Annotated in this window: 13 protein-coding genes; all 13 read right to left on the bottom strand. The window is 39.1% G+C overall.

Features of this window, described 5'->3' with window-relative positions:
* Positions 1–61: 61 nt before the first annotated feature.
* The 13 genes from CZ225_RS13430 to CZ225_RS13485 all read right to left on the bottom strand — a co-directional run bounded on the left by CZ225_RS13430 (position 62) and on the right by CZ225_RS13485 (position 12,765).
* Positions 62–535 (bottom strand): RNA polymerase sigma factor, encoded by a 474-nt coding sequence (locus CZ225_RS13430; RefSeq protein WP_077154455.1) that lies wholly within the window; start codon positions 533–535, stop codon positions 62–64.
* Between the two features lie 384 nt (positions 536–919).
* A complete protein-coding gene (locus CZ225_RS13440) occupies positions 920–1,501 on the bottom strand; it encodes a hypothetical protein (RefSeq protein ID WP_077154456.1) in 582 nt (193 codons plus the stop codon).
* Positions 1,502–1,503: 2 nt separating this feature from the next.
* Positions 1,504–5,415 (bottom strand): phage tail tape measure protein, encoded by a 3,912-nt coding sequence (locus CZ225_RS13445; RefSeq protein ID WP_077154457.1) that lies wholly within the window; start codon positions 5,413–5,415, stop codon positions 1,504–1,506.
* Positions 5,415–5,603 (bottom strand): hypothetical protein, encoded by a 189-nt coding sequence (locus CZ225_RS23390; RefSeq protein WP_008775911.1) that lies wholly within the window; start codon positions 5,601–5,603, stop codon positions 5,415–5,417. Before CZ225_RS23390 ends, CZ225_RS13445 begins: the two co-directional genes overlap by 1 nt.
* Positions 5,604–5,606: 3 nt before the next feature.
* Positions 5,607–6,128 (bottom strand): hypothetical protein, encoded by a 522-nt coding sequence (locus CZ225_RS13450; RefSeq protein WP_008775912.1) that lies wholly within the window; start codon positions 6,126–6,128, stop codon positions 5,607–5,609.
* 49 nt (positions 6,129–6,177) lie between these two features.
* The gene (locus CZ225_RS23905; RefSeq protein ID WP_004300280.1) at positions 6,178–6,333 is read right to left on the bottom strand and encodes a hypothetical protein; all 156 of its coding nucleotides are present in this window, start codon (positions 6,331–6,333) and stop codon (positions 6,178–6,180) included.
* Positions 6,330–7,169, bottom strand: a complete 840-nt coding sequence (locus tag CZ225_RS13455) for a hypothetical protein (protein WP_004300278.1) — start codon at positions 7,167–7,169, stop codon at positions 6,330–6,332. The genes CZ225_RS23905 and CZ225_RS13455 overlap by 4 nt, the downstream gene beginning before the upstream one ends.
* On the bottom strand, positions 7,166–7,738 hold the full coding sequence (locus CZ225_RS13460) for a hypothetical protein (protein ID WP_032849492.1): 573 nt from the start codon (positions 7,736–7,738) through the stop codon (positions 7,166–7,168). Before CZ225_RS13460 ends, CZ225_RS13455 begins: the two co-directional genes overlap by 4 nt.
* Positions 7,735–8,277, bottom strand: a complete 543-nt coding sequence (locus CZ225_RS13465; RefSeq protein WP_008775914.1) for a hypothetical protein — start codon at positions 8,275–8,277, stop codon at positions 7,735–7,737. Before CZ225_RS13465 ends, CZ225_RS13460 begins: the two co-directional genes overlap by 4 nt.
* An 8-nt stretch (positions 8,278–8,285) precedes the next feature.
* The gene (locus CZ225_RS13470; RefSeq protein ID WP_008775915.1) at positions 8,286–8,708 is read right to left on the bottom strand and encodes a hypothetical protein; all 423 of its coding nucleotides are present in this window, start codon (positions 8,706–8,708) and stop codon (positions 8,286–8,288) included.
* Positions 8,709–8,712: 4 nt separating this feature from the next.
* Positions 8,713–10,287 carry a phage major capsid protein gene (locus tag CZ225_RS13475; RefSeq protein WP_008775916.1) on the bottom strand — a complete coding sequence of 525 codons (1,575 nt, stop codon included), beginning with the start codon at positions 10,285–10,287 and terminating at the stop codon, positions 8,713–8,715.
* A 17-nt stretch (positions 10,288–10,304) separates the two neighbouring features.
* Entirely contained in the window at positions 10,305–11,366 is a 1,062-nt protein-coding gene (locus CZ225_RS13480; RefSeq protein ID WP_004311553.1) for an HK97 family phage prohead protease, read from the bottom strand.
* The gene (locus CZ225_RS13485; RefSeq protein WP_004311552.1) at positions 11,320–12,765 is read right to left on the bottom strand and encodes a phage portal protein; all 1,446 of its coding nucleotides are present in this window, start codon (positions 12,763–12,765) and stop codon (positions 11,320–11,322) included. The genes CZ225_RS13480 and CZ225_RS13485 overlap by 47 nt, the downstream gene beginning before the upstream one ends.
* Positions 12,766–12,797: the final 32 nt, after the last annotated feature.

Raw genomic sequence — 12,797 nt, forward strand, 5'->3', positions numbered from 1 at the left:
CTTATTTAGTGATAATACAAATATATAAATAAATTTCTATAAGAACCAAAATCACACAATATTAATAACCTAGAGCATGAAATATCATTTTTCTTCCAAATGAAATACGACTTCTTACAGTTCCGACAGGAATGTTCAGGATTTCACTTATCTCATCATAAGAATACCCACTAGCATAATACATCACACTATCAATACAACGGGATTTTTTAGCACACCGTTGTATTGTGGAAACCAAATCATCAAACAGTATTGAATGAGCTGTACAGTTAGAAATGGCACTTCCGTCTACCATATCAAGCCCTGTAAAATGTATAAGGGAATTTCTATTGTATCTTATTATATAAGTATTCCTCATTATAATAAGGCACCACGGTTGAAGTGGTTTAGAACAATCAAATTTATCACGATTCACAAGTAGCTTATAAACTGTATCACCGGCTAAGTCTTCAGCATCTTGCATGGAACAGCAGAATTTTCTTGCCACCTTTAATATCCAAGGATATATTTCTGATAATTCCTTTTCAAAGTCCATTGTCAGCCCTCCTTATTAGGTGTATCTTCGGTTCGCCATTAATGCACCTTTCCACATATTTCCGGTGCATGATACTTTGTTCGTGCATTTCCTTAGCAGAACGCTCGATTGAACTAATAAGAGTGCCTATATCGGGGGGCAATAAGGCAATCATTTTTTTTACCTCGGACACTTCTGCTGTTATCCGATTACACTTCGTCTCTAATGTACGTAATTCTGACAATAAAACATTGTATAAATGCCTATTTATACAATGGATGCTGTTTTTTCTATTCATAAAAAAGTCGTTTGTGATTCTAAAGGAGATGTACAAACGACTGTATGAAATAATTCGCTTTAATTAAAAATTAATCGAATTACAGCATATATGTAGTACCAATATTATCATGTGCTTCTTTTTCTGATCAATATTTCAACATCAGCTTGATGAACGATATTTGCGTAGACAGCAGCATTAATTACACGAGAATCAATACTCATTTTAAAGAATGTCATTAGAAAAGCAATCTCAGCATCAAAAGAAGAACGAATTTGTTCAGGAGTAGCCTTACTTCCTTTATGTTCCTCACTGCGTCTTTCCTCATTCCGTTTTTGCTCAAAAATTGCAGAATGAAGTAAATAATCAATCTTCGATATTACTTGTTCATCACTCATATTTCGGGTATCTACATTTAGTTGACCCAATACCTGACGAACATCATCATAAAAGCCAAGAGAAACTAGAGCCTGACAAATACGAAGACTCAATAGTTTGGCACGTTCTTTCAGCATATCCTCTTTGTCCATTACCATAGCCTTCATATTTGAAGGATTAACAATACTTCTGTATTCAATGAGCAATTTAGATGCTATCTCTTTAAGCGTACTTTCGGACATAGATTTGCAGTCCGAAAGCAAACAAGCATAGTTTCCGCATGAAAGTTCAATGAAATCACTCAATGTTATCTGATTTAATCTTTCAATCATGGCTATTTCAGTTTAGATAACTTATACAGTTCAAATTCACGGTTAGAAGCATCTTGGCGTTGCATTTTTAGACTCTTCATCAAAAGGAAATTTGTTCTATCAACCCTTTTTTCTAATCGGGAATAATCATTGAAAACAATGGTGTCACCGGAAGAAGATGCAAAATATGTCGGTGAAAATGTGGGAAAGTCCCAATCCGGTATATCAAAATTAGAGATATCTACCTTATCAACATCAGGAAAGACTTGCGCACCTTTAGGAATATCAACTAAAGTTGGAGTATCAGGAGTAATCCATGCTTTTCCAGAATACATGATAACTTCATGTTTACCGGCATCACCAACTAAAGCGGCACCGCCGGGATGCCTATCATTACCTTGAGTACCGTCTGCATAGGAAGGAATAGGAGTTGCAAGAATAGTTGCAACCTGAATTGCTCCCATGGCACCAATAACAATAGATAAAGGAATATTCGGTAAAGCTTCAGTTATTGCCAGTGCAGTGGCTATTCCAGCTTGAGCGACACTAGTCGCCTTTTCCCAAATGGCTTGTTTACGTGCCATTTCTTGTTTTTGTTTTTCAAGTTCAGCATTCTTAGCTTCAGTTCTTTCCTTGGCCGCACGCTTACGAGCTTCTGCTTCTTCTTCGGAGATTGCTCCCGAATCAGCTAGATTCTGTATTCGTTCTACATCCTTATCATATTTCTCATCATTAGCTTCCTGCTCTTCTTCTATTTTCTGAATCTGACCATCATAAATAGTAGAGACTAGATCACCAATAGCACCCACTGCTTGAGATGCAGTTTGAAGCCATTTTTTCAGATTCCTCTGACGTTCTTTCTGTGCTTTCTCATCCGCTTTAGTAACTTTATTGATAGCATCTATTTCCGCTTCTGCTTCTTGCTGGGAAAGGTCCGCTTTCAATTTCTGTAACTGCTCTGCAATCTTTGCCCTATCCTCTGCGCTCAAATTTTCGTTTCGAAGCTCCAACTCCAACGCATCAATTGCAGCTTCGGTTGTTTTACGTACATAATCTAATTTTAACTGATACTCAAGTTCTGCATACTCTTGCTGGGTTATTTCCTTAGAAGCTAACTGTTTTTTAAGAGCAAGCGTATCCATAACATATGCAGCATCCCGGATTTCCTGCTCATGCGCTGCATTCTCTGCTATTAATTGCACCTGATCGGATGCATGTCTTTCGTAAAGTTCTTGTTTCTTTTTTGCATATTTGTCGTCAATGAGAAAAACATCTTCACCTGTTTTCTCTGCTGCATCAATTTCTGCTTCACGTTGCAACTCCAACTGGTGCAATTTCAAATCAAGTTCTTCCTGGGACCCCTTTTTTACAACAGCAAGAGCGTTCTCAACATCTTTCTTTTCACGGTCAGAATTATACTTAATAGAGAATTCATCTAATTTATCCTGCATTTCTTTCGCCAAATTCTGACGAGTAGCAATTTCCTCTTTGCTATTACCCTTGACGGCAGCAATCTTCTTTGAGTAAGCAACACCAATTTTAGCAAGTTCTTTCTCCAGTCCCTCATCCATAAGAGCTAGTTCTGATTCCTGATAAGTTTCATGAATTTTCAGCTTCTCTTTGAGAGCTTTTTCCTGTTCACGTTTTTCTTTATCAGTAAGGACTGTTATACCTGAACCATTTTTGTCGTTACCCTTTGGACGGAACTTTTCTGCAATCACATCAAGTCCACGATTAAACTCATCGCTAGATGCTATTTTAAATAAGTTTTTAGAAAATTCCAACTGAGCCTTATCCGCTTTTTCTGCTTCCGATGTGTAATAGCCAAACATTTTAGCAGCACCATTCTTTATCCAAGACATATCTTCAAACTCTGATGTTGCATATTGAGCACGAGTTTTCATCCGTTTTAAAGCTTCTCTCTCTTGGGCCGTTACTTCAATACGTTTATTTTTCATTTGAATAACAGCTTTTGTGTATGCTTGTTCCTCTGTATCACCAGCATCAATAAGCCTCTTATATTCTGCCTGAAAATCTTTTTCTACTTCCAATAACTTTTTGTTCGCATCTTTTTTTGCAAGTGTTCTAAAATTATAATCTATCTTTTCTATTTTTTCTTCAGGAGATTTCAAATCATTGGCGATACCTCTTATTTTATCAGCCATCCAATTAAGAAACTCCTTAGCAGGTCCCGTTGACTCGGAGAAAGAAAGCATAAACGCTTCCCATGCTGAAGATAAGTTAGCAAGAGCTCCATGAACATTATCTCCCATCGTGTGAGCCATATCGCCCAATTCACGTTCTACACCAGTAATCTGTTCTCTAAGTGGTAATATTTTATCAACAGCGGTGAGAAAGGCATTAAAAGCGGCAACACTACGCTTATCAGTTAATTCAAGAGTAGTATTCAAGTCTACCCCTTTTTCTTTTAGCGATTTCAATCCTTCAACTAACTCAGGCAATGTTTTAACGGGCTTACCTAACGCCTTTGCCAGCTTTCCATTACTATCAGCTAAATTTAGAAAAACATTACGAGTAGCAGTAGCAGCCATTGAAGCATCAAAACCGGCATCCGATAATTTACCCAACAAAGCCAAAGTATCTTCAATACTGAAATTAAAGGCTTTTGCAACCGGTCCAACAATTGGTAATGCAGTAGCGAGATATGAAAACGACAATGCGCTTTTGGTTGTTGCGACAGCCATCGCAGACACATATCTTTCAGTTTCTCTTGTATCAGCATTAAACATACGAAGAGAAGCACCTGCCAATGAAGCCGCATCTGCTAATTCTGCCCCGGTAGCTTGTGCAAATTTTAGAACGTGCTCTGTTGCATCTAATATTTCTTTTCGAGTAAAACCTAGTTTAGCAAGTTCTATTTGCAAATCCGTAGCTTCGGATGCAGTGTATTTCGTTGTAGCACCCAAACGTTGAGCATCCGCAGTTAACTCCTTCACTTTATCAGAAGTGGTTCCTAATATTGCAGCAAGCCTACTATTAGCTAATTCAAATTTAACAATATCACCTACTCCTTCACGCAGTTTTGTAAATAAAGCAACAACTCCACTAACAACAGCTTGTGCACCAATATATCCAGCTGCCCACCCTTTTAAACCAGCACCAACTTTACTTAACCCAGGAGCAAGCTCTGTATTAAGCATCCTACCGGCATTCCGGGCAATAACACCCATATTCTGCATGGATTTATTACCGTTCTGTATCTCAACCCATGCAGCCTTTACTTCTTCCCGGTATGCACCGATAGTCATTTTCTGTTGACTATATCGATCGGAATTTCGCTTTATGTAATCGGTATTGATTCCGATTGTAGAATTAAGACGGGCAAGTGTACGAATATAGTTTTCATCCGTATCTTTCAAAACATCAACAGCCTTTTGCAGCTGCTTATTCATTTCCTTTGCTTGTGAACGGCTATGTACTTCCTGATTAGTCAAGATAATAGCAGTTCTGATAAGTTTTAAACGTTCTTCTTCAGATAGAACAGCTTTCTTACGAGTAGTATTACCGGCATTCTGCGCTTTTGTCAAGTTAGCTTCTGCTTTAGCAGCCTTTTCCAAGGACACAGCATTATCCGAGTTTGCTTTGGTTAGTTTCTTCAGTTCAGCAGCAGATAATTTCTCTACATTTAGCTTTTCCTCTATCTTCTTACTGACAGTTTGAGTTATTTCAGACTGTTTTCTAAGAGCTTCGGTTAATTCAGCAGATGCAGAACCAGCCGTTTTTGCTTGAGTATTATAAAGGTTACTCAACTTTTCAAGATCAGCAACACCTTCTACATTTAGTTTCAAACCTTTTGCTAATTCTTTGGCCGCATTAACATAATCAGCCCTCACACGCTCAATAGTATTATCAAGCTCCACCAATTTCTGCAAATCGCTCTCATCAACGAAATCTTTCAATTTTAAATCCATAATTACAGATAATGTCTATATTCAATAATCTTTCCTTTTATCTCAACTCCAAGTTTATCAAAAGCATAGGTACCATCTTCTTTCTGATAAACAACATACATGCAACCATCCAAGACAGCTGCTTTCTTTGCAAGATCACTGATACGTTCCAGTTCACTCTGCATCTTTTTTATTTCGCAACTACAAGCCATTTTCTACCGATATCCACATTCTGAAAAGAAACGTTCCATCCAGGGACGGAGATACATAATATTAAAGTACTCTTTAGCTGTATCACCAATGCCTAAAATCTGCTCACCGTATTTCTTCTCAATAGAACTACCGTCCGTAAATCCTTTCGTTGAGAATCGAAGCCCGGAATCAATTCTATCGGCAGTTATGCTATCATAGAAAGTACCAGTAATAAAGAGGTTAGGTACCTCAACCGGACGCGGTGGCAAATAAAGTATCTCACTTCTAAGAGGTGGAGTTATCCTCTCCTTCCATCGTTTATATTGTTCCGCACGGTTCTGCCAGGGACCGGGCTCGTTAAAATAGGTGTCAGTATCATAATCAGGATTCAATAGATGTTCGGTACCGTCCAAGCCGGAATATAATTGTTCCTGAATACAATCAACGAGCACATTCTTATGTTCTTCCATACACCTAATACATTCCTCTTCAAACCCGGATGCAATGGAATGAATAACTCTATGTAATTCATCAAAATCTGCCATACAGTAAAAATATAACGGGCTGGGCTGTAATCACACCCCAGCCCGTCGGTTACTTAGTTATCGCATCGTACACTTCCGAGAGCTTCTTCTTACGGTCAGCTTCCTTCAGTTCCTGCCACACGACTTTAATGTGCGCATTAATAAACTCTTCCTTCGTCATGCCCTTCACAGCAACCTCGACGAACGTAACATTATCTACCTTCATGACACCTGCTCGATACCTCTGATTCCTTTTTCATACAATACAGAAGGAGCTTTCAACGAAGGAACCGCCCCGGCTTTAGGAACAATGGTAATGATACCATCCGAATATGTAGCAGAAGTTACGTTATTCATAACTTCAGCAGCACCATCAGCAATAAGACTGCCAAATTCTTCTGTACGGTCATAACCACCAACAACTTCAACTATTTTGTAAGTATTTTCGGCCTCCAACTTTTGAAACACAACATCAACCAAGCCTTTAACGAAATTCTTGGGATTGAAGTCTAACTGCACGTAGTCAAAGTGCAATTGGCTGTCTTCCACATCTTCATGTGAAAAACTAACAGTCATCGCAGACTTAGCACTACTGGTCGGGTACTGTGTCACGGTCGGGTAAACAGTAGACATCGGAATACCGGCAAGGATATCAGTGTCATCATTATAACCGATCAACATATTATCCTGATTCCAAAAGTAAACGTCCCATCCTTTATTGGCACATTTCAGAAGCTGGGCATTCAAAACCTCATCAAATTTCTTCAAAGTGAAGGTGTCTGTTTGAGCGCTAAGCCCGTTGTATTCACTTGCACCGTACCCTACAGGATTAACTTGAGGCTCTCCACCATTCTTGGCATACTCCAGGAATGGCAAAATAGGGTAAATACGCCCGGGACGGTCTGCATGGCACAATTCGAGCAACTTCTCACCTGTTATATCAGCAGGGAGTTTGACACCATGTTCTGTCAAGATAGCACCTTTGACTTTTTTCCAGTCAATGCTACAGGCAGAACTACCAGTGTTCATCCGGGAACCCTTACACGTTCTAATCTTTCTCATTTTCTTCTACAATTAAGATTATTAATTTTTATTTCCATCGAGCGTATATTTATGGCATCAATCGGCTCGCTCACAGCCTCACCGGAATCTGTATAGGCTCCGTATCTGCCATATGAATAGTTTTCTGAATAACTATGTTTCACTTTTTCGTCATAGTCGCAGTCGAACCGAGAATCTTCATATAATACTTCCAATAAACGTTTATAGATTGGCCGAAGGATATTTTTAAAAGATGTGGTTCTGCGCATCTCATTGCTCCACTCTTTACAAGAAGAACATGCTATAATTAACGAAACCTTTGCTTTTGAAAAATAATCCGCATCACCTCTATCCTCACTAATTGGAGTGAATAGTGCAACCAATGGAAACTTCCTTTCAGACTGGGCAGAAGACTTACTGTATTCATCTAAAATATCTTTGATATATTGACTGCTACCAAAGATGTAATTCAATCTTGGTGACTTTACAATTTTTGCCCCACCTTTCCCATTAGGGTAGAGGATTTCAAGTCCTTCAGGAAGTTTTCTAACTACTTCTTCAAACAGTTCTGTTATATCCAATTCCATCATAAATTGAAAGCATTAATGGGAGTTAATAGGTTCTTTTGAATCTTCAAACCGGTGAAAGGACAATCATCGGACATCGCCCATTCTACAAAGAGTCGGTTCTTCTTCACCATGCTGTTCCAGACACTAACCTGTCTCTTAATCGGAGATATATACTCGTTAGCACATTTCAATCTTACAAGACCAGTGATAGTAGCCTGTGTATTCATATCACGTAAAATGTGAAAGAACACATAATCGGCGAACGGTTCACTTAGCTTTTCACATAAAAGTGCATATCCGGATTGAGGTTCATCTTTTTCCAAGATATCAACCTCATCTGAAGAATCCTCTTTTTCCTGTTCTACGATCTCCAAATAATCAGTAATAGCTTGTGAAAGACTAAAACCGACAGCAGTATGAAGAAATTCGGTCTGAAATGCCTTGATATACCCGTTTATCACCTCATTTACTGCAAGAGACTGGGGCGAAGGCATTTCAGCGACCGAAGCATTCTCAATATGCCTGGGACCTGACGTAAAATATGAAACATCAATCAACATGGCAATAGTTATTTAGAAGCCTTACCCTTTCCGGTTTTCTTTTCATCTTCCACGGAAACGGTTTTATCATCAACAACAGTTACTTCCTTAGCATCTCCAGCAGGCAATTCTTTTGAATCGGCAGCCGGAAGATTCTTGTTATCAGAAGGAATCAGGGCTTCAAGTTCTGCAATACGAGCTTTCATTGTATCACGTTCATCTGTCAGTTCAACAATAGCTTTATCTTTCTCCGTAATGGATTCAGTAAGTTCACCGATTTTCGCATCTTTCTCTGTGAGCATACATTCCAATGTCTTTCGAGCATCTTCTTCTGTAACAAGACCACACTCGGAAATAGGGGTGAATGAAACCACCCCTCTACCAATCCGAATGCGTTGCTCTTTAAGCACATTGGCTACATCCTTATCATTACCTCTAAGTATGTAATCCATAATCCTACGCTTTAGTTATTGCAGTCTTCAATGCGGCCAAATCCCCATAAGCGAAAGCCCACGGCATATAAATCGGGAAGATAACTTCTTCTTGTGCCATCAACACAACCTCATTGCAAAGCTTGGTCTCCACATCTTCAGCCCATTCAAGTGTCAAAGTGGTATAATCAACCAAATTTGCGGCTTGGTTAAAGTCACCTAAAAGATACTTACCTGGAAGAATACCACCATACTCGATAATCGGACGACCGGCAATATATTTCACCCCATCAACCATTTTAACGATACCAAGATTACGTCCTGTCGTATCTTTTTCTGATTCCATACCGTTAACAGTCATTGGATTAAGAATAATAGCATTCGGAAAATACTGGGCATATGTCATTGCGGCGAAAGCTGTTTTCACTACATCTTCAGAGTTGGGTTCCTCAATGTTCTTAAAGCCGGCTTCATGAACACTGAATGTCATTTTATCCGTAGCCGTTTCAGCACCGGAGAACGCGACACCAGAAATAAGGATACGACCATCTTCCATTTTCACAAGAGCGTGTGTTTTGTTCAGTTCTGTAAGAACAGCGGCACCAGCGAACGTGATACTCATTCCATCAAGAATCAAATCCTGTGGTTCTGCAAACTCTACAATCACATCCTTATCACCGTTATATCCGGTAATAGCTTTTACAGCACCGGCGGCACCTGTAACAATGGCTGTACTGATAATCTTCTCTACAGAAGTCACCCCAGTATTATTAATAATACCAAGCAAATTCTCACCATTACCGTCACCAAACAAGATGTTCCAGTCTTCTGCCATCCAAACAGCTTCAGGAAGCATGTTCAAGATGTAGGAACGAATGTACACTCTTGATTTCAACATACGTTTTGAGATACGGATATGAGTACCAAGGCGCTTAGTTCCTGTCTGTATCTCTTTTACCTTGATGCTTGATTCAGGCAAACGCCCATTCTCTGTTACAAAACGGGCATTGCGGTTGAAAGCATATACTTGTGCATAGGCAAGTTGAGGGTATGCAGGATCAGCAGTCAACGTCGTTAATACATCACGCATATGCAACTTTTTGTTGGCAACCTGAGTCACAACACGTTTCTGTTGTTGAGTAATCAACAAATCACCGGTGTAATTGTCAGTCATGGAAACGACATCTTTCAAGGAGAAGCCGTCAAATTCTCCTGATTTGCGTGTTTTTCCTTCTGCGAAATCTCTGAATTTTTCAGAATCAAGCATCTCGTTCAACTTCTCATCGAACTTGTTGATAGTATCCATAGAAAGACCTTTCTGCTTCATTTTCTCGATACTTTCACCTAGAGTTTTAACTTGTTCTACAAGTTGCTCGTTGTCCTTTACCAATTGCTGGAACTTTTCTCCATCATAGGCTTTCAATAGATTATTGATGTCACCAAACTGTTTCGTTACCTCCTCCGGTGAGGCAAATCCTTCAAGTGACTTGTTAACTACTTCACACATCATGCCGACAATGTTTTCCATGAAAGTTTTCTGTTCTGCCGGCAGACCGTCTGTTTTCAGATTAAAATCTGATACTGTAAATTTTTTAGGCATAAAATTTAAATTTTAAGTTATTTATTCTCGAAACAGCTATTCAAACTCTTGAAATCGAGTAAAGTGCCATTATCAGCGGCTTTAATCGTTACTTCATCGTTCCCATTTTCCCCGTCATTCTTTTCTTGAGTGTCAACAGACGGCTCATTTTTTCCGGTGGTATTTTCAGAAGTGTTTTGCAGAATAGCATTCGAACGATATACTTTTCCCCAACAGTGGGGACATCTTACATAATTCATAAGGTCTTGTAGACCCTTTTGAGTAAATTCTTTCTTTTCTGATTTGACAGAATCAATAAGAGAAATTACTTGGGTTCTAATCTCCGGAGTGAGCTTCTCCATTTCTTCCCTTACAATGTCCTGTGTTATCCATCTCTGATAATCAGCAGCATAATCTAATACCTGTTGGGCAAAGGTATGCTCTGTTTCTGCATCATAATCAAATTGATAACCACAATGAGGACATGAGACAACGGCACCACCGTTGAGGCTCTTCAGTAATAAACTTAATTCCATATCGTATCCTTTTAAACGTTCATCACTATATCCATGCTGCAAGAACGCTTTCCGGACGAAATCAACAGCTTCCTTTACCTGGTCAGCAGTAGCAGACTTGATATTCACAAGGAACGTCTGTGGATTACTCCCCCAACTTGTCAATGTTGAATATTCCATCATACGCCATTCAAGCACCTTACAAGGATCGATAGAATCCCTTTTGATGGCTTTTACTCCGATAGAGTGTTCTAGGGTTCTTCCATTCTCTGCAAACAGCTTATAATCAGCTAACGTATCACGGCCAATCTGTTTTTCAAGATTTAACTGACCGACCATAACCAAATTACCTTCTGTTTCCTTACCACTCAACGGAACACCTAACAACTGGTCTGTACGATGATTCAGGAACCAACGCATCCGACCAATATTTTCTTTCAATGTCTTATTGAATGAGCCGGGCATAGATATGTCATTTTGTGAGTCCTTCACACCGATACCGTTCACCGCAACGGTAACGATACCCTTCTCATCAACATCATTTGCCTTTGTCTTGTACTGAAGGCTTTTGATTTTCTCTTCCATCTTTTTCATCTCCACTTTTAGTGTTAAAAACTCGATTTACTTTATCCAGTTCCTCATCTGACATATCAAATTTCAATTTGTCAAACAAGGGATTTTCTATCATACTTTCGCCTATTTGGGCACGCCAGTCATTGAGTGTTATAAGCCCACATGAGAATTGTTCACGACAACGTTTATTTATATTTGTCTTTACGTCTTCGGATTCTTTCAATCCTTCCTGCAAACAATCAACATCAGAGAAATCACAATCCAAATAATATCCCCCTCCTTCAAGACCAAGGAAAGCTGTAAAATCCTTGCAGAATTGTTTGGCCATAGGAATAACAGTTGAACAATATACGCTCTTTTCAGCAGTAGCCTGATTGCTAAATGTGGACTGGTCTTTTCGCGGAACAAGAACGGCAGGGATGCCGTATGCCCCTGCAATATTTATTGCATCAGCCAAAGTCTCTTCAAACGGCTGTAACTCTGCAATAGAAAGATTAGTACGAACAAAGTCAATGTCTGCATCTGAAATACCATAAGGTACCTGGCCCTTCCTTACACCATACTTCTCAAAATTTTGCTTCAAAAGCTGTTCCTTTTCATCGTCAGTCAACGCTATTGAACCGGTAGCATCAGTTTTCTTACTTACAATAAAGCCCAATCCACCCCGCTTTACATAAATCACATTTCTAGCTTCATATACAGCTATTAGATTTGACATTGGCTTATTTTGGGAAGCAAGACGACTTTTGGACTTCAAGAACATAGCCCCTGAATAGAACTCTGCACTTCCGTCTCTATCATGCCATATTTGGTATGGAGGAATTTCCAAACTACCATTCCAACCATACTCCAAACGATAGCTACGAATAATATCTTCTGTTTGGGCAATGCCAAACAATGGTATATTCCCGTAAACAGGTTCTACAATAGTCTTATCAGAAGGTAGCACCCAATAATTATCGCAATATCTCCATTTTTCAGCTGTAGAAAAGACATCAGGCATAGCGGCACGAATAAAGCTATTCCCTGTACACAATTTATAAATATGGTGCTGATAAATCAATTCTTTCCAACGCATCAAACAATTAGGACGACTAAGTATGCCATTCATTCGTTTATTCGCCCATACTATACTGTCATCCTTAGTTTTCTTCAATTGAAAATTAGCACCTGCAATTCGCGATGCAATATAATCGATCGGGAAAAAGACTTCAGGTATCGTACTGAATAGCGTTAGATAGTTACTGCCCGCTACAATAGGACTAGTAAGGTCCTCAATGTATGCAACTGACCATTTTTCAGCCTTGCCACTTTGAGTATCTATATCCTTATTTTCAGATGAAGTAACTATTTCAACTTCACCTTTAGTCTTAGATTTCTTTCCAAATAGATTATCAAAAAAAATATTCATTGGGTTCCTTTTTGAGCAAAACTAAGTAAAAA

This window comes from Bacteroides bouchesdurhonensis (assembly GCF_900155865.1).
Classification (GTDB): domain Bacteria; phylum Bacteroidota; class Bacteroidia; order Bacteroidales; family Bacteroidaceae; genus Bacteroides; species Bacteroides bouchesdurhonensis.

Bases quoted from the DNA above. Each gene is read 5' to 3' on its own strand.
- CZ225_RS13460 (WP_032849492.1), bottom strand. From the start codon at position 7,738: ATGATGGAATTGGATATAACAGAACTGTTTGAAGAAGTAGTTAGAAAA.
- CZ225_RS13470 (WP_008775915.1), bottom strand. From the start codon at position 8,708: ATGGATTACATACTTAGAGGTAATGATAAGGATGTAGCCAATGTGCTT.
- CZ225_RS13440 (WP_077154456.1), bottom strand. From the start codon at position 1,501: ATGATTGAAAGATTAAATCAGATAACATTGAGTGATTTCATTGAACTT.
- CZ225_RS13450 (WP_008775912.1), bottom strand. From the start codon at position 6,128: ATGGCAGATTTTGATGAATTACATAGAGTTATTCATTCCATTGCATCC.
- CZ225_RS13465 (WP_008775914.1), bottom strand. From the start codon at position 8,277: ATGTTGATTGATGTTTCATATTTTACGTCAGGTCCCAGGCATATTGAG.
- CZ225_RS13430 (WP_077154455.1), bottom strand. From the start codon at position 535: ATGGACTTTGAAAAGGAATTATCAGAAATATATCCTTGGATATTAAAG.
- CZ225_RS13485 (WP_004311552.1), bottom strand. From the start codon at position 12,765: ATGAATATTTTTTTTGATAATCTATTTGGAAAGAAATCTAAGACTAAA.
- CZ225_RS13475 (WP_008775916.1), bottom strand. From the start codon at position 10,287: ATGCCTAAAAAATTTACAGTATCAGATTTTAATCTGAAAACAGACGGT.
- CZ225_RS23390 (WP_008775911.1), bottom strand. From the start codon at position 5,603: ATGGCTTGTAGTTGCGAAATAAAAAAGATGCAGAGTGAACTGGAACGT.
- CZ225_RS23905 (WP_004300280.1), bottom strand. From the start codon at position 6,333: ATGAAGGTAGATAATGTTACGTTCGTCGAGGTTGCTGTGAAGGGCATG.
- CZ225_RS13455 (WP_004300278.1), bottom strand. From the start codon at position 7,169: ATGAGAAAGATTAGAACGTGTAAGGGTTCCCGGATGAACACTGGTAGT.
- CZ225_RS13480 (WP_004311553.1), bottom strand. From the start codon at position 11,366: ATGGAAGAGAAAATCAAAAGCCTTCAGTACAAGACAAAGGCAAATGAT.